Here is a 16643-nt window from a genome sequence, read left to right on the forward strand (position 1 = left end):
GCGGCGTGGGGGTCCCCCCTGCTCGAAGAGCTTGGGGGAGCGGTGCCAGGCGTCGCGGGCCCGGCGGGAAGGGCCAGACAGGCCCTAGGGGCGTCACCCGGCGGGCGAGCGAGAGGTGCCGCCCGGGCGGAGGTCAACGACGGGCGCCGCCAGGACGCAGGCCCACGCGACGTCGCCCGGACAGCGGCCGTGCCGCGCGCCCGGCCGTGGCGACCGGCTCGCCCCCACCCGTGGCCCGCCAGGAGTGCCGCCCGTGCCGGGCGCGTCCCCCGTTCGGCCCATCACCGGCCCCCCTCACCAGCCACATCGGGACATGGTCGTAGGAGCAGCCAGACACGCTCGTACGCCATGAGGGGTGGTGGTCCCGACGTGACCGACACCGCAGGCACTCCCTCCGGACGCCCAGGGGGGCCGGGGCTCGGAGCGTCGCCCACCGGGGCCGGGGTCGTACGCCGGCGGCGGCGCTGGCTGCGCTACACGGCGACCGGGGTGGCCGTGCTGGTCCTCGGCACCGTGGGGGTCGGCTGGGCCGCGTACGAGAAGCTGAACGGGAACATCACCGCCGACAACGACGCGGCCGCCGAGCTCGCCCGGTACGAGAAGGAACGGCCCACCGCGCTGGTGCGCGGCGCGCAGAACATCCTGCTGATCGGGTCGGACTCGCGCTCGGGGGCCGGGAACAGGAAGTACGGCCGCGACTCCGGGACGGAGCGGTCCGACACCACGATCCTGCTGCACCTGTCGGCGAACCGGCGCAGTGCGACCGCCATGTCACTTCCCCGCGACCTGATGGTGGACGTGCCGGGCTGCCGGCGCCCGGACGGCACCCGTACCGAGCCCATGTTCGCGATGTTCAACTACGCCTTCCAGGTGGGCGGTTCGGCCTGCACGATCCGTACCGTCGAAAAGCTCACGAACATCCGTGTCGACCATCACATGGTGGTGGACTTCCATGGCTTCAAGGACATGGTCGACGCGGTGGACGGCGTCGAGGTGTGCCTTCGGAAGCCGATCAATGACAAGGCGGCGAAGCTGAAGCTGCCCGCGGGCAAGGTCGTGCTCAACGGCGAGCAGGCGCTCGGCTATGTGCGCGCCCGCAAGAGCATCGGCAACGGCAGCGACACCGACCGTATGGACCGCCAGCAGATGTTCCTCGGGGCGCTGGTCAACAAGGTGCGCAGCAACGATGTCCTGCTCAACCCGGCGAAGCTGTATCCGGTGCTGGACGCGGCCACCTCGTCGCTGACTACCGACCCGGGGCTCGCGAGTCTGCGCGGCCTGTACGACCTGGTGCGCGGAATGCGCGACATCCCCACGGAAAGCATGCAGTTCCTGACGGTGCCCCGGACGTCCTATGTCCTCAACGCCAACCGTGATCAGCTCGTGGAGCCCGAGGCGGCCCGGCTCTTCGCGCGGCTGCGCGCGGACCGTCCGGTGGCGGTCGCGAAGGAACCGCCCCAGCGGCTCGCCCAAGGCCAATCGCCGCATTCCGTAAGTCTGTACGGCAACTCCTTCCGTGACTACGAAGAGGAGTCGCCCGGCGACGGAATGTCGATGGTAATAGGAGCTGCCGGCCTCACCGGGACACCCGATCCGACACCGACTTTCCGGGGTAACACGGCGGCCCAGGACGCTTGCGGGTAAAGCGCGCGCCAAGGCGGGGAACAGCTGAGCTAAGAACTCTCTGAAAATGGGGCGGATTGCCCGGTTGTAGGGAAGTTGAATTTGTCACGGTCGTCGCTCGACGCTGAACTGGGCGGATAGTGTGAGCGATCCGGTGCACCCGGCCACGAGGTCCGTCCTGGAGGTCGCGCACTGCTTGACCGAGACCCGAGCGCCTTTTGAGGGGGAAAAGGCGCCGCGTGGCCCCGACGGAGGATTCAGACAACCGTGGACGCGCAAGGCCGTGGGCGGGCGGACAACATCGACCCCGCAGACCAGTGGGTGCTCAACCCGAACACCGGTGAATACGAACTGCGACTGACCCCTTCCGGAGCGCAGTCGGGAGTGCCGCGACCGCGGAGGGGTACACCCTCCGCCGCGGCGCGCACCCGAAGCGCTCCGGGCAGGGATCGCGCGGCACCGGGCCGGGACCGTGACGCACCAGGACGGGACCGTGACGCACCCGGCACCGATGTGCCGGGGCCGCGCCGACGACGCGGCGAGCCGCCGGAACCTCTTCCTGGGCGGCGGCGCGGGCGCACCAAGGCGCCCAAGAAGTCGAAGGCGAAGAAGATACTGCTCTGGACCGGCGGCAGCATGGCGCTGGTCCTGGTGGCTGTTTCGGGCGCCGCCTATGCCTACCTCAAGCACCTTGAGGGCAACGTCCAGACGACGGACGTCGGCACATCGGGCAAGAGCGGCTTCAGCAAGGACGAGGCCTTCAACCTCCTCATCATCGGCACCGACAAGCGCACCGGTGCGGGCAACTCGGGATACGGCGACAAGGGCAGTGTCGGGCACGCCGACACGAACATCCTTCTGCATGTCTCCAAGGACCGGACGAACGCGACCGCGCTGAGCATTCCGCGCGACCTCATCGTCGACGTCCCCGAGTGCAGGACGAAGGAGCCGGACGGCACCGAGAAGATCATCAAGGGCACGGACAACGTCCGCTTCAACACCAGCCTCGGGCAGGACGAGCGGAACCCGGGCTGCACGATGGACACCGTCAAGGCGGTCACCGGCATCACGGTCGACCACTTCATGATGGCCGACTTCAACGCGGTGAAGACGCTGACCAGCGCGGTGGGCGGTGTCGAGGTCTGTCTCGCCAAGAACGTGGACGACGCCAACTCGCACCTCAAGCTCTCCGCCGGCAAGCACGTCATCGAGGGCGAGCAGGCCCTCGCCTTCGTCCGCACCCGGCACAGCTTCGGCAACGCGGGCGACCTCGACCGCATCAAGGTGCAGCAGCAGTTCATCGGCTCCCTGATGCGCAAGATGAGTTCGAGCGACACCCTCACCAGCCCCACCAAGCTGTTCAAGCTGGCCGAGGCCGCCACCAAGGCGCTCACCGTGGACACCGGCATCGGCAACGTGAACACGCTCAAGGACATGGCCCTGGAGCTGAAGAAGGTGCCGCCGAAGAACATCACCTTCACCACGGTCCCGGTGAGGGACAACCCGGCGGAGGTGGTCCACGCGACGGTCGTGGTCGACCAGTCGTCGGCACCCGCCGTCTTCGACGCGATCAAGAACGACGTCTCCTTCACCGCGGTGAAGCAGAAGGAGAAGAAGGAGAAGGCCGCGGTGGCCGCCCGCCTCAAGGGCTCCCGTTCCGCCGCGTCCGACGTCCGCGTCGACATCTACAACGGCGGCGCAGAGGCCGGCTCCGCGCAGAAGACTCTTGACTGGCTGCAGAACACCGAGGGCGTGCTCAAGTCCAGCCAGCTGGGTAACGCTGCTGAAACCCTCAGCAAGACGACCTTGGAGTACTCTCCCGACCAGGCCGACCAGGCACGCAAACTGGCGGATCTGATGGGGCTGTCCGGTTCCGCGTTGAAGCCCGGCAAGAGTGAGAAGAACTCACAGGGGCTGCCCGCGATCGTGCTGACCCTGGGCAAGGACTTCAAGGGGGCCGGAGTGCCTTTGAGCGCTCCGACGAAGGCGCCGGACGTGGAGAAGTCCACGGCGGACAAAACGGTGTGCGCGAAGTGACCTAACGGGTCCGTCAAGCGTCCTACAGGACGCGAGAAGCGTCCGGCCGGGGCGCGAAAGCGTCCGGCCCGGGCGCGCGACGGACCCGTTTGTCAGGCGCAGGGTGGGGAGAGGCTGAGAGATGGCGCAAAGCAGTGTGCGTGGGGAGGGAGCACGACCCCGTGACCCGCAAGCCGGCGAACTGGGCTGGGACGACAGCATGTACGACGAGGGCGGCGAGCCCGTTCGTACGGCGGCCGACGGCCGCACCCGGCCCGACGGCGACGGCGTTCGACCGGCCGACGACACCATGCCGCTCAGTCCCCAGGGACAGGACCGGCACAGCGGGGGCGACGGCGGAGGGCGGCACGGGAACGAGGGCCGCCCCCGTCGCAGACGTCGAATACTGCGCTGGTCGGCGATGGTGCTTGCGGTCCTGATACTCGGCACGGCCGGCGCCGGATATCTCTACTACCAGCACCTGAACGGCAATCTCAAGAAGGACGACCTGAACATCGGCGACGCGAAGGACCGCGCCGCCAAGTCGAAGCCGAACGCGGCGGGCCAGACCCCGCTGAACATCCTCCTGATCGGTTCGGACGCCCGGAACACGACCGAGAACCAGAAGCTCGGGGGCGCGAAGGACACGTTCGACACACCGGCCCGCGCGGACGTCCAGATGCTGCTGCACCTGTCGGCGGACCGCAGCAACATGTCGGTCGTGAGCATGCCGCGCGACACCCTGCTCCAGATACCCAACTGCACCGACCCCAACACCGGCAAGACGTACGCCGCGAGCACGTCGCTCGCGATGACGAACGACTCGCTGGGCCGCGGCGGCCCCGGCTGCACGGTCGCCACCTGGGAGAAGCTGACCGACATCCACATCGACCACTTCATCATGGTCGACTTCGCGGGTGTGGTGTCGATGGCCGACGCGATCGGCGGCGTCCCCGTCTGTGTGGACGCCAACATCTACTCGCACACCTCCTCCGGTCACGGCTCCGGGCTGAAGCTCAAGGCGGGCACGACGTCCGTCAAGGGCAAGCAGGCCCTGCAGTGGCTGCGGACGCGGTACGGCTTCGAGGACGGCAGCGACATCTACCGGACCAAGGCCCAGCACCAGTACATGAACTCGATGGTGCGCCAGCTGCGCGAGAACGCCACGCTGAGCAACCCGGGCAAGCTGCGGGGCCTCGCGGAGACGGCCACCAACGCGCTGACCGTGGACAAGGGTCTGGGCACGGTGACCAAGCTCTACGACCTCAGCAACGAGCTGAAGAAGGTCCCGACCAAGCGCATCACCATGACCACCATGCCGTGGGTGTACTCCGCCGACGGCAACCGGGTGCTCCCCAAGCAGACGGACGCGGACCAGGTCTGGCGCCTCCTGCGCGAGGACATCGCGCTGGACGGCAAGGACAAGAAGAAGGCCCCCGCCGAGAAGACGTCCTCGGATCCGGCCGCGGCGGACGACAAGATCGCGGTGCAGGTGCAGAACGGCACGCGCACCAGCGTGCTCGCGCCGGTCCCCGGACGCGCGAGCGCGGTGACCGAACTACTCGTCGGCAAGGGCTTCACCGAGTCGAAGGCCGACCTGTCGGCGGCGACCGCCGAGGCCACCACGGTGATCCGCTACCCGAGCGCCGATCTGGAGGGTGACGCCCTGCGGGTCGCCAAGGCCCTGGGTGTGTCGACGCACGCGGTGGAGCAGTCGGCGGACGTCTCCGGCGTCACGCTGGTCGTCGGCGCCGACTGGCGGGACGGCACGGAGTACAAGGCACCTGCGGACGACGACTCGACGCCCGCGTCCGCGAAGCTGGACAAGGGCTCGGACACCGGCGCCTGCATGCACGTCAACCCGGACTACACCTGGTCGTAGGACCGTGCCGCAAACGGCAGTTGGGCCCCTCTCGAAGTCGAGAGGGGCCCAACTCATTTACGGACGTGTCCAGTTGAAGCCGAAAGCGGACTCGGTCGCAGCCGGACGGGCCCAGTTGGAACCACCGAGGATCGCGGGACGCCGGGGCGCGATGACCTTCGAGCGCCAAGGAGGCCCTTCCCGGATGTCTGCTCAGCGGGTCCCGACGACGACCGCCGGCCGACGCGATGCGACGACCTTCTTCGCCAGGGACTTGGGGCTCGTCAGGAAGCCCCAGCCCCACGACATGTGCATGGTGGCGAGGGCGACCGGGATCTGCAGGCGGGCCTTGAGGGACAGACCCCTGCCCGCCGGGAGCGAGCCCGCGGCGATGGCGGCGAGGTAACCGGCAGGGACGACGAAGGCCCACGGGGTCAGGGCGGCGCCGACCACGACGCCCGCCGCTATCGCGCACACCGCGGTCGGCGGGGCGAGGTAGCGCAGGTTGATGGAACCCTCGTGGTAGCGGGCGACGACGTGCCGCCAGCGGCCGTAGTCCTTGTACTGCTTGGCGAGCGCCTTGACGGACGGCCGCGGCCGGTAGGACACCTTGAGTTCGGGCGAGAACCAGATCAGCCCGCCCGCCTCCCGGATCCGGAAGTTCAGCTCCCAGTCCTGGGCGCGGATGAACTCCTCGTTGTAGCCGCCCTGCTGCTCCAGGGCCTCGCGCCGGAACACCCCGAGATACACGGTCTCGGCCGGGCCCGCCTCACCGCCGGTGTGGAAGGCCGCGTTGCCCACGCCGATCTTCGACGTCATGGCGGCGGCGACGGCGTGCTCCCAGTCGTTCTCGCCCTCGGCGTGCATGATCCCGCCGACGTTCTGCGCGCCGGTCTCCTCCAGGAGGCGTACGGCGGTGGCGATGTAGTTCGGGGAGAGGATGCCGTGCCCGTCGACGCGCACGACGACGGGGTGCCGGGACGCCTTGATCGCGGCATTCAGCGCCGCGGGCGTCCGGCCGGTCGGGTTCGGCACGGTGTGGACCCTCGGGTCCTCGCGGACGAGTTCGGCGGCGATCTCGTCCGTCCGGTCCGTGGAGGGACCGATGGCGATCACGACCTCCATCTCGCCGTCGTACCGCTGCGCCAGGATCGCTTGGACGGCCCCGCGCAGATGCCGCTCCTCGTTGAGGACGGGCATGATCACAGAAACGGCGGGGGACCGCACGTCAGGCTTCTCGCTCATCGGAGCTCACGTTACCGCGAACGGGGGACACGGTCGCGCGCCGCCCGGCGTAAGGGCCGGGCCGCAGATCGTATGGGCCTACCGTGCTCACGGATCCCCACGCCGAGCGGAACGCGGCCCGGCCGGCCCCGCGGAACGCATCCCTCCCCCGTCCAGCCTCGCGGAGGTGTCCCCCTTGCCCACGCCGCCCCGCTCCCCCGTCCGCCCTCAGCGCCCCCCGCGACCGTCTCCCGCACGGCGTCCCGCCCGGCGCTCCGACGGACGCCCCGTACGCCCCGTACGGCGCAAGAAGCCGCGCTGGGCCATGCGGGCGGTGACCACCGTCTCCGTGGTGGTCCTCGCCTCGGCGGGCATCGGGCACGCGGTGCTGAGCAGCCTGGACGCGGACATCGCCCGGGTCGACCCGTTCAAGGACATGAAGAACCGGCCCGAGGCCGGCCACGGCATGAATCTTCTGCTGGTCGGCACCGACGGCCGGGAGAAGATCACCGAGGCGGAGCGGCGGAAGTACCGGCTCGGCGGCGCGCCCTGCCACTGCACCGACACGGTCATGATCGTGCACATCTCGGAGGACCGGGAGCGCGCCAGCATCGTCAGCCTGCCACGCGACTCCTACGCCGAGGCACCCGCGCACACCGACGCGGTCACCGGCGAACGGCACGGCGCCCACCCCCTCAAGCTGAACGCGGCGTACGCGGAGGGCGGCCCGACCCTGACCGTGCGGACCGTCGAGAACATGACCCACGTGAAGATCGACCACTATCTGGAGGTCGACTTCACCAGCTTCATGAAGACGGTGGACGTGCTCGGCGGCGTCCGTATCTGCACCGTGCAACCACTGAAGGACAGATACACCGGCCTCGACCTGACGGCCGGCTCGCATCTGCTGGGCGGCGGGCAGGCCCTGCAGTACGTACGGTCCCGGCACACCGACGGCTCCTCCGACCTCGGCCGGATGAAGCGCCAGCAGCGCTTCCTGGCGGCGCTCGTCGGACAGGCCACGTCGTCCGGGGTGCTGCTGAACCCGATGAAGTTCCGTGACGTGACGCGGGCGGTGCTGGGCTCGGTGCGGGCCGACAAGGGCTTCGGCACGGACGAGCTGCTGGATCTGGGCCGGGCGATGCGGAACTTCTCGCCGTCCTCGTCCGAGTTCACGACCGTGCCGATCGGGCAGATGGCCTATGTCGTCAAGGGCATCGGCTCCACCCTGAAATGGGACGGGCCGAAGTCGAGGAAGCTCTTCGAGTCACTGCGCGCCGACAAGCCGCTCGCGGCGCCCCGGTCGCCCCGGGCCCCGCGGCCCCAGACCGTCCGGGTCGCGGTGGCCCCGCAGCAGATCCGGGTCCAGGTCGAGAACGGGACCGCCACGACGGGGCTCGGCAAGCGGGTCGACGGCGCGCTCGCCGCCACCGGCTTCCGGACGACGGGCCGGCCCGCCACGGCCCCCGACCGCACGGTCCGGCGCACCGTCGTCGCGTACGACCCCCGCTGGGACCGCTCGGCGAAGTCGCTCGCGGCCGCGCTGCCCGGTTCCGAGCTGCGCGCGGTCGCCGGGCAGGGCCCGCTGCTGAAGGTGATCGCCGGTACGGACTTCAAGCAGGTCACGCGGGTACGGGCGGAGGATCCGTACCAGGGGGAGTCCGGGGCGGCGACCGGGGTGGTGACCGGGGACCAGGTGGTCTGTCCATGACCCGGGACGCCCGACCGGGGCCCGCCGGGCCGCCGGCCCCTCACCCGGCCCTGCCTCGTCGGTGCCCGGTCGTCGAGGCTCGTTCGCCGAGGCCTCGTCGTCGTGCCCTACGTCGTGCCTAGTCGTCGAGGCCTTCCGCCGCGCGCTTCTCGCGGAGTTCCATGATCGCGCGACGGCGGGCCAGCCGGTGGGTGCGGCGGATCTGGGCCTCCTGGTAGCGGCGCTCGTCTCGCTCGGTCTCGGCGATGACCTGCGGGACCCGGCGGGGCTTGCCGTCGGCGTCGACGGCGGCGAAGACGAGATAGGCCGAGCCGACCTGCTGAGGCGGCGTGGACTCGTTCCAGCGCTCGGCGAGGACCCGGACGCCGACCTCCATCGAGGTACGTCCGGTCCAGTTCACCTGGGCCTTCACATGGACCAGGTCGCCCACGCGGACGGGCTCCAGGAAGGCCATCTCGTCCATCGAGGCGGTGACCGCGGGCCCGCCGGAGTGCCGCCCCGCCACCGCGCCCGCCGCGTCGTCGACCAGCTTCATGATCACCCCACCGTGCACGGAGCCCAGAAGGTTCGTGTCGTTGTGGGTCATGATGTGGCTGAGGGTGGTCCGGGACGCCGAGGTCGGCTTGCCCGGTATGTCGGATTCCGGGTTGGGAGCCTGGTCTGTCATGTCCTCCACCTTATGCCGGGGCGCGCGGCCGTCGCTTTGCATCAGCTCTGCAACAGGCGTGACCCAGATCTCCCAGCTCTCTTGTAAGACTCATAGTGGAGAGCTGCACACTGGTCGGCATGAACGATTGGCCTGGGGGCACCTCCCGTCCGAGCGAGTTCGAGGGTGGGGGAGGGTGGCCCGACGACAACCGCAGCAACCGCTACGGACGCGGCAGCGCGGGCGCACAGCCCGAGAGCGCCCGCGTCATGCGACAGGTCCGCCGTGGGCCGGCCGCACCCGCTCCGGGCCAGGACGCGCCGCCGTACGGCGGCGGTGTGCCCCGTCAGCCGTCGTACGTCGACGGCCAGGGCTACGACAACGGCCAGGGCTACGACAACGGCTACGACTCCGGCTACAACAGCGGCCATGTGTACGGGAACCCCAACGGGCCCGGCGGTCCGCAGGGCCCCGGCGGTGGCAGCGCGTACCCGCAGCGCTCCGCGCCGAACTGGCGGCGCCGGATCAAGTGGACCGCGATCACGCTGGTCACCGCGCTGGTCGTGGTCTCCGTCGGCACGTACTTCTGGGCGGACTCCAAGCTCCACCGTGACGTGGATCTCTCCAAGGTCATAGACAGGCCGGAGACCGGCCAGGGCACGAACTATCTGATCGTCGGTTCCGACAGCCGCGCCGGCCTGTCCGCCGCGGACAAGAAGAAGCTGCACACCGGCTCCGCCGAAGGCAAGCGCACCGACTCGATGATGATCCTGCACACCGGGAGCAACGGCTCGACGCTGCTCTCGCTGCCGCGTGACTCGAACGTCACGATCCCGAAGTTCCAGGGCTCCGAGTCCGGCAAGATCAAGGGCCCGCTGGGCCAGAACAAGCTGAACGCCGCCTACGCCTTCGACGGCCCCACGCTCCTGGTCCGGACCATCGAGTACAACACCGGTCTGCACATCGACCACTACGTGGAGATCGGCTTCGCCGGGTTCGCGGGCATCGTCGACGCGGTCGGCGGGGTCGACATGACCCTCGACCAGGGCTTCAAGGACAAGTACTCCGGCGCCGACTTCAAGGCGGGCAAGCAGACGCTGAACGGCGAGCAGGCCCTCGCCTTCGTCCGTACCCGGCACGCGTTCGCCGCGTCGGACCTGCAGCGCACCAAGAACCAGCAGAAGTTCCTGGCCGCCCTGGCCCACCAGGTCGCCACCCCCTCGACGGTCCTGAACCCCTTCAAGCTCTACCCGACGATGGGCGCGGGCCTCGACTCGCTGGTCGTCGACAAGGACATGAGCCTGTGGGACCTGGCCGACATGTTCTGGGCCATGAAGGGCGTCACCGGCGGCGACGGCAAGTCCATGAACATGCCGATCTCCGGTTCCGTCGGCGGCAACCTCGTCTGGGACAAGGCGAAGATGAAGACGCTGGTGAACGAATTCAAGAACGACGAGCCGGTCACGGTGTCGAGCAACTGACCCACCTCCACGCGCCGTTGCCGGCGAGCTGACCCACTGCCACCTGTGGTCGCCGGCCGACTGACCCACCGACACCGCCGCCTCCGGCCGGTGTCGGTGGGTCAGTTGCGTAGGGTGATGCGGCCCCGAGTGCGCGGGCCGTCGAATTTGGAGCGGTCGACGACGGGCCTCGGCGCCGGTTCCGCGGCCATGAGGCGGATGGTGTCGCGGCCCGCCAGGGCGGTGCACCACTGGGCCAGGTGGGGGCGGGTGCCACGCGGCCCCGACGCCTCCTCCCACAGGCCCCGGACCGCGTCGGCCCGCCGGTCGTCGAGCACGCCGGACAGCGGCCGCAGGGGCTTGCCGGGCGCCAGGTACGCGTCCTGGCTCAGGACACGGCCCACCACCAGCGCCGCCTTGTAGCGGTCGCTGTCCACCGTGGCGGTGCCGGCGGCGGCCAGCGGGTCGTGCCAGTCGGGGGTGTCCGCCTGTTCCAGGACCGGGGGCCGGCCGGCCAGGCGTACGCCGTCGCAGTCCAGGAGATACGGGGCGGGTCCGGGCCGGACGGTCCAGAGCACGTTCGCGTGGGACACGTCACCGACGACCAGCCCCAGGGTGTGCAGCCGGCGGAGGAGTCCGAGGACGGCGACCACCAGCGCGTACCGCTCGGCGGGCGACGGCTGCGCCACGTTCTGCCAGGCCGGCCTCGGCGGCCGGAGCAGATAGGACAGGTCGGTCAGCCGGGCCTCGCCGCGCGAGGTCCGCCAGGTCATGGAGTCCGGCGCGCGGCGCATCAGGAAGCCCGTCGCCCTGCCGCCGTCCATGACCCGGCACAGCGGCCACGCCGTCTCCCGGTCCAGCCGCTCCCGGTCGCCCGGGGCGAGCCCCTGACGCAGCGCGACGAGTGCCGCGAGTTCCCCGGCGTCGGCCTTCCCCGGCTCGCGGTAGCTCTTGTACAGCAGCCGGGCGGGACCGACGACGTCGAACACCTCGCCCTGGCCGCCGTCGCCGACGCGCACTCCGAGGGTGAGCGAGCCGAGGGGCACGTCGGCGCCGTCGTCGGCGCTCACGGCACGGCCTCCCACAGGACGACGGCGGTGCGGTCGTCGTCGTACGACTTCACCCGGTACTGCAGCTGCCACAGGAAGTCGGCCGGTCCCGGCACGGCCCCCTTCCCCCAACCGGACCACAGGAAGTCCCGCATCCCGGCGTCCCCCGCGAGCGGCGTCGACAGGCCGTCCGTGCACAGGACGAGGACGTCGCCGGGCAGGGCCGGGGCGAGGAGACAGGCGCGGGCGCGGTGCCCGTGCGGCAGGGCGGCGGTGCGGGTGTCGATCATTCCGTCGCCGTCGTGCTCGGGGTCGGTGAGGGACAGGTTCCACTCGCCGTCGCGCAACAGCGCCGTACCGCCGTCGCCGACGGCCAGGAAGCCGCGGATGCGCACGCGGGGGTCGAGCGGGACGAGCAGGGCCCGCAGGGTGGTGGCGTACGCGGCGGGGTCGTCGCCGTGCTCGCGGGCTCGGTGCGCGAGCAGGGTCGCGACCCGTCCGACCGCGATGTCCACCAGTACGGCGAACCCCGGCTGGTCGCCCGCGCGCAGGGTCTCGGCGAGTTCCGCGGACACGCTGTCCAGCTCCATCGCGGCGAGCCGGCAGGCCTCCTGGGAGCCGACGTGCGAACGGGCCGCCGATCCCACGCCGTCCGCCACCGCGAGCAGCAGCAACCCGTCCGCGCCGGGCGCCCCGAGGCGCACCACCGCCAGGGAGTCCTGGCGCGGCTCGCCCTGATAACGGTGCGAGTCGCCGCGCACGGACGCCGCCCGCACCGTCAGAGCGCCGTACCCGGCGCCGTCCACCACCATGTCGGGCGTCAGCGCCGCGGTCGGGTCCTGCCGGACGGAGGGAAGCTCCAGGGGCTCCGGCGCGTACAGCGGGGGCTTGGGGCCGGAGTGGAACGGCGCGCCGAGCGTCGGGACGGCCCCGACCCGCGCGGCGGAGTCCTCGGACGCGGATACGGATACGGGCGCGGGCGCGGGTGTGGCTGAGGACCCGGGCTCGGGCTCGGGCGGCATGTGCACACGCGGGAGCGAGGGCTGTACGGGACCGTGCGACTGCTGTACGGGACCGTGCGACGGCTGCTGCTGTACGAAGCCGGGCTGGGGAAACGGCGGCGTCGGCGTCGGCTCGTACACGGGCCGGCCCGACGGCGGTGTCGGCTCGTACGACAAGGGCGGCGGCTGCGGGGTGGGTCCGTACGACAAGGGTGGTGCCACTGACGTCTCGGGTGCGGTGACGGCCGTCTCGGGCTCCGGCTGGTCCTTGAAGACCTGGTCGACGCTCTGCCAGGTCTCGTCCAGCGGGTCGGGCTGCCGCGCGTCCGGCCAGTGGAACTCCGTTTGCGGCACGGCTGGTTGTCGCGCATCCGGCTGTCTCGTATCCGGCCGTCGCACTTCCGCCCGGCCCGCGTGCGGCCGGCTCCCGTGTGCCTGATTCCCCTGTGCCTGGCTCTCTTGGGCACGGCTCCCCGCGGGCTCCCGTGCGTCGGGCTCGCGTGTATCGGGCTGTCGTGGGCCGGTGCGGGACGGTCCGGCGGTGTTCATGTCGTTCCCCATCGGTGCGACCTCACAGCTTGTCGAGCGAGACGATGGAGAAGCCGGGCACGGTGTCGTCCACGGCCAGCGTGAATCCGTTGCCGCCGTCCGCGCCGATGCTCCCGGCGGACCGGACGATCGACCGCGTGAGGCTGGAGGCGAATTCGCGCAGTGCCTGGGCCGGTGACACCGAGGAGTCCTTCTGCATGAACGCGCGGAAGTTGGCCACCCGCGCGATCGTCGACTCCTGCGCCTCGCCGATGCCGAAGGCGATGATCTTCGGGCAGAACCGTGACTGGGTGACCTCCTTGTACGCCTGGTCCCAGTCCGGGTCGGTGGGAATGCCGTCGGAGAGGAAGAAGACGACGGGGCGGTACACCTCGTGACCCTCCGCCTTCAGCCCCGCCACATCGGCCTCGACGCAGCGCAGCAGAGTGCGGAACGCGTCGCCGTACGAGGTGAGCCCGCCCGCGGCGAGCGCGGGGACCGAGTCGATGTCGCTGAGGTCGACGAGCGGTTGCAGCACGGTGGCGGTGTCGGAGAAGCCGATGAGGCAGAAGCGCGTCTTGTCGGCGACGGTCGGGTTGGTGCTGATCTCGTGGTGCAGGTCCGGTAGCGCGCCGTTGATGGCGTCGATCGGCTCGCCGATCATCGACCCGGACTCGTCGCAGAGCAGGTAGAAGGGCAGGATCTGCAAGGTCTCGTACCTCCGGGTCAGTACGTGTAGAAGTAGATCTCGATGTCGGCGTGGCCCGGGGAGGCTCCGCCCTTCCAGAAGTCGCGGGTGGTGGCGGCGCGGAACATGTCCGGGCGGGCCTTCTCCAGCAGGGCGTTGACCTCGTGGGCGTAGCGGCCGCCGGCGCCCGGGTCGGTGTGGCGTCCGAAGGTCAGCACGAAGGCGGCGCGTCGGCCCTGGTAGCGCGCGGTCGCCCCGCGCAGCGCCCGCACGATGCCTTCGTCGTCGCCCGCGGGCGCGTCGACGGCCACCTTGACCGGTGTGCGGACCACCGCCCGCGGGCCGGTGTGCCGGGACTTCTTCCCGGCGGCCGAGGGGGTGGACGAGGAGGCGGGGCGCTTCTCGGCGGCCAGCGGGTCCCCCTGGTCCCCCATGGCGACCAGGGCGAGGACGAGCAGCATGTCCGCGAACAGCCAGCCCGCCATGTGCAGCGGCTGGAACCTTCCACCGCCCCTCATCGCGCCTCGGTCAGGGACGCGGGAGGCAGTTGCGGGGGCTCACGACGGGGGTCGGCCGGCCGGGGACCGGGCCGCCCCGGCTTGTCGATGGAAACGCCGATCCGGTCGCCAGGCACGTCGGCCCGGTCGGCGGGACGGCCGCGGTGGTCGGCAGGAGTGCCGGTTCCGTCGGCGGGACGGCCACGGTGGTCGGCTGGATTCTCGGCGCTTTCGGTCCGGTCCGCTCGGCCCATCCGGTCCCCCGGATGCGCCAGGTTCGTGCGCGCCCGACTGTCCGACCGCAACTCGTCCACAAGTCTCGCGAATTCATCTGCGGCGGCGCGCAACGCAACGCTCTGGGCGTTCAGTTCACGCACCGCGTGCTGGGACACCTCGACCGCGCGGGCCGTGCCGTCCGCCATCTCGCCGAACCGGCCGAGGAGTTGGGCGGAGATGTCCGACGCCACCTCGATGCCGGTGGTGTAGGCACGCTGGGACGCGGCCAGCACGGTGACGGAGTCCTCGACGCGGTCACCGGCGCCCTGCACGGCGAGCCGCACCTCACCGCTCGCGTCGCAGACGTCGTCGAGCGCCTTGCGGACCTGCGCTCCGCCGTCACTGACGGCGGCCTCGACCCGGCCCACCGCGACTTCCAGGGGCTTGATGGAGGTGTCGACCCCGGCCAGCCTGCGTTCGGCGGCCTCCACCGCGTCGCCGACGGCCGAGGCGGCCGACGTCAGGTTCTTCTGGACCCGGACAGCCTTGTCGCCGAGCCGGCCGAGGGTCGCGGCAGCTCCGGTGAGCTCGGCCGCGAAGCGCTGCGGGGAACTCGACCGCTGCTGGTTCAGCACGAGCTGGGCGCGGGTCAGCGCCGGGACGAGCGCCGCCATCAGCTCCTCGGAGCCTCGGTCGGCGTCCTGCTCCCGGCGGGCGACGGCGGACCGCCGCAGGCCGTGCACGAGCACCAGGGCGAAGAGCACCGCGATGGCGACGGTGGCGCTCATCGCCACATGACCGAAGGTGAAAGCGCCGGTGAGGTGCCCCTCGAAACCTGACTGCCACAGCTGGAGGAAGGGCCGGGCGGCGGCCTTCGGATCCGCGCCGGTCAGCGCTCCGTACGCACTCGACGCCCGGGTCAGTCCGTACCAGGTGAGCATCAGCGGTACGAAGACCAGCGCGCCCAGCACCCCTTCGGCGTAGGACCAGAGCATGTGCTCACCGCCCTGGCCACCGGTCGCCCGGAGGCTCTCGGGGCGGGCGTAGGCGGCGAGGAGGTCGAGTTCGGACCAGGGGTCCAGCGCGGTGACGTCCTGGTCCCGGAGCGCCGCCGCGAGCGCGGTCAGCTCTTCCTTCCGGGTTCCGAGCGCCGGCCGCTCCGCGAGGTCCTTGATGCTCTGCGCGATCACATGACGGTCCATCAGGGCGCCTGACGGCATGCCCACCCCCACAACACGACGGACGCGGGGGTGCGTTGACGGCGACCATGGATCCCCACCCGTGTCGCGCGGCCCCGAGCCCCCGCCGGTTCACACGCACCAGACGCGCGACCGAGGGCACAGAGAGTACTCCAGTCGACACGCTCCGCGCATAAACTCCGGACATACCCGCCGCTCTCCCCAACGGCGGTGCGAGGGGGAACAGTTGAGCAACGACGAACGTCCACGAGCGACCATCCGCCTGAGGCCCGCGCCCGGCACCCAGCCCCGGACCGGCCCACAGAGAGCGGCGCCGACACCGCGTGAGGTGCGGCGACTTCCCGCCGGGCGCGCCGACACGGCGCTGACCAGATCGGCACCGCAGGCCCGCATCACGGGCCGCGGCGTCCTTCAGGTGAACCTCAACCGGCCGCCGGGGACCGGGGCCGACCTCGACCTCGGCTGCATGGCCGCGTTCACGGACGGTACGGCCGCGGCCGTACAGCCGCTGGGGAACAACTTCGGCTCACTGGCACGGTGGCCGTACATGCAACTCGACCAGGACGACCGCACCGGGGACTCCTCGGACGGGGAGACGGTCCGGGTGGACCTGGAGCGGCGCGAACTCTTCCGGCAACTGGTCTTCCACGTCTACGTGTACAGCGGCGCCGTGGATTTCCGGAGTCTGGGCGCCACGGCCACCGTGACCGCGCCGTCCGGCGGTTTCCGCATCGCCCTCGACGACTCCCCCGAGGGGGCCACGGGCTGCGCCATCGCCCTGGCCACGCCCACGGAGGGCGGTCTCATGGTCAGCCGCGAGGTCCGCTGGTTCACCGGCACCCTGCGGCGGTCGGTCCAGGAGCAGATGGACAGCGCCTACGGTTTCGGCCTCTCGTGGGTGCGGATGAGGAAGGAGTGACCGGC

General features: G+C 70.9%; 13 protein-coding genes. 6 read left to right on the plus strand and 7 right to left on the minus strand.

Annotated features, from left to right (window positions below; all coding sequences use genetic code 11):
* Positions 1-369 precede the first annotated feature (369 nt).
* The 3 genes from ACZ4N5_RS29020 (at position 370) to ACZ4N5_RS29030 (ending at position 5521) form a co-directional block, all read left to right on the plus strand.
* Positions 370-1644, plus strand: coding sequence for an LCP family protein (locus ACZ4N5_RS29020; protein WP_467759998.1), 1275 nt, complete (start codon positions 370-372; stop codon positions 1642-1644).
* A gap of 246 nt (positions 1645-1890) precedes the next feature.
* The gene (locus ACZ4N5_RS29025; protein WP_467759999.1) at positions 1891-3660 is read left to right on the plus strand and encodes an LCP family protein; all 1770 of its coding nucleotides are present in this window, start codon (positions 1891-1893) and stop codon (positions 3658-3660) included.
* Between the two features lie 121 nt (positions 3661-3781).
* On the plus strand, positions 3782-5521 hold the full coding sequence (locus ACZ4N5_RS29030) for an LCP family protein (protein ID WP_467760000.1): 1740 nt from the start codon (positions 3782-3784) through the stop codon (positions 5519-5521).
* Positions 5522-5713: 192 nt separating this feature from the next.
* Here ACZ4N5_RS29030 and ACZ4N5_RS29035 read toward each other — a convergent pair whose 3' ends face one another.
* Positions 5714-6745 (minus strand): glycosyltransferase family 2 protein, encoded by a 1032-nt coding sequence (locus ACZ4N5_RS29035; protein WP_467760001.1) that lies wholly within the window; start codon positions 6743-6745, stop codon positions 5714-5716.
* A 175-nt stretch (positions 6746-6920) separates the two neighbouring features.
* Here ACZ4N5_RS29035 and ACZ4N5_RS29040 point away from each other — a divergent pair, with 175 nt between their 5' ends.
* The gene (locus ACZ4N5_RS29040) at positions 6921-8435 is read left to right on the plus strand and encodes an LCP family protein (RefSeq protein WP_467760002.1); all 1515 of its coding nucleotides are present in this window, start codon (positions 6921-6923) and stop codon (positions 8433-8435) included.
* A gap of 118 nt (positions 8436-8553) precedes the next feature.
* On the opposite strand, the gene ACZ4N5_RS29045 is transcribed toward ACZ4N5_RS29040, so the two are convergent.
* Entirely contained in the window at positions 8554-9102 is a 549-nt protein-coding gene (locus ACZ4N5_RS29045) for an acyl-CoA thioesterase (protein WP_467760003.1), read from the minus strand.
* A gap of 119 nt (positions 9103-9221) precedes the next feature.
* Here ACZ4N5_RS29045 and ACZ4N5_RS29050 point away from each other — a divergent pair, with 119 nt between their 5' ends.
* Positions 9222-10562 (plus strand): LCP family protein, encoded by a 1341-nt coding sequence (locus ACZ4N5_RS29050; protein ID WP_467760004.1) that lies wholly within the window; start codon positions 9222-9224, stop codon positions 10560-10562.
* Between the two features lie 101 nt (positions 10563-10663).
* Here ACZ4N5_RS29050 and ACZ4N5_RS29055 read toward each other — a convergent pair whose 3' ends face one another.
* From ACZ4N5_RS29055 to ACZ4N5_RS29075, 5 genes are all read right to left on the minus strand, one after another.
* Entirely contained in the window at positions 10664-11611 is a 948-nt protein-coding gene (locus ACZ4N5_RS29055; protein WP_467760005.1) for a hypothetical protein, read from the minus strand.
* Complete coding sequence (locus ACZ4N5_RS29060; protein WP_467760006.1) at positions 11608-12945, minus strand: PP2C family serine/threonine-protein phosphatase; 1338 nt, start codon at positions 12943-12945, stop codon at positions 11608-11610. Before ACZ4N5_RS29060 ends, ACZ4N5_RS29055 begins: the two co-directional genes overlap by 4 nt.
* Before the next feature lie 217 nt (positions 12946-13162).
* Positions 13163-13828 (minus strand): vWA domain-containing protein, encoded by a 666-nt coding sequence (locus ACZ4N5_RS29065; RefSeq protein WP_385399958.1) that lies wholly within the window; start codon positions 13826-13828, stop codon positions 13163-13165.
* A 17-nt stretch (positions 13829-13845) separates the two neighbouring features.
* Complete coding sequence (locus ACZ4N5_RS29070) at positions 13846-14325, minus strand: hypothetical protein (RefSeq protein WP_467760007.1); 480 nt, start codon at positions 14323-14325, stop codon at positions 13846-13848.
* A complete protein-coding gene (locus ACZ4N5_RS29075; protein WP_467760008.1) occupies positions 14322-15740 on the minus strand; it encodes a methyl-accepting chemotaxis protein in 1419 nt (472 codons plus the stop codon). Before ACZ4N5_RS29075 ends, ACZ4N5_RS29070 begins: the two co-directional genes overlap by 4 nt.
* 307 nt (positions 15741-16047) lie before the next feature.
* Between ACZ4N5_RS29075 and ACZ4N5_RS29080 the strand changes: the two genes are divergently transcribed.
* Positions 16048-16638, plus strand: coding sequence for a tellurium resistance protein (locus tag ACZ4N5_RS29080; RefSeq protein WP_467760009.1), 591 nt, complete (start codon positions 16048-16050; stop codon positions 16636-16638).
* Positions 16639-16643 lie beyond the last annotated feature (5 nt).

This window comes from Streptomyces sp. NPDC026500 (assembly GCF_055567635.1).

Bases quoted from the DNA above. Each gene is read 5' to 3' on its own strand.
- ACZ4N5_RS29035 (WP_467760001.1), bottom strand. From the start codon at position 6,745: ATGAGCGAGAAGCCTGACGTGCGGTCCCCCGCCGTTTCTGTGATCATG.
- ACZ4N5_RS29075 (WP_467760008.1), bottom strand. From the start codon at position 15,740: ATGCCGTCAGGCGCCCTGATGGACCGTCATGTGATCGCGCAGAGCATC.
- ACZ4N5_RS29045 (WP_467760003.1), bottom strand. From the start codon at position 9,102: ATGACAGACCAGGCTCCCAACCCGGAATCCGACATACCGGGCAAGCCG.
- ACZ4N5_RS29030 (WP_467760000.1), top strand. From the start codon at position 3,782: ATGGCGCAAAGCAGTGTGCGTGGGGAGGGAGCACGACCCCGTGACCCG.
- ACZ4N5_RS29050 (WP_467760004.1), top strand. From the start codon at position 9,222: ATGAACGATTGGCCTGGGGGCACCTCCCGTCCGAGCGAGTTCGAGGGT.
- ACZ4N5_RS29070 (WP_467760007.1), bottom strand. From the start codon at position 14,325: ATGAGGGGCGGTGGAAGGTTCCAGCCGCTGCACATGGCGGGCTGGCTG.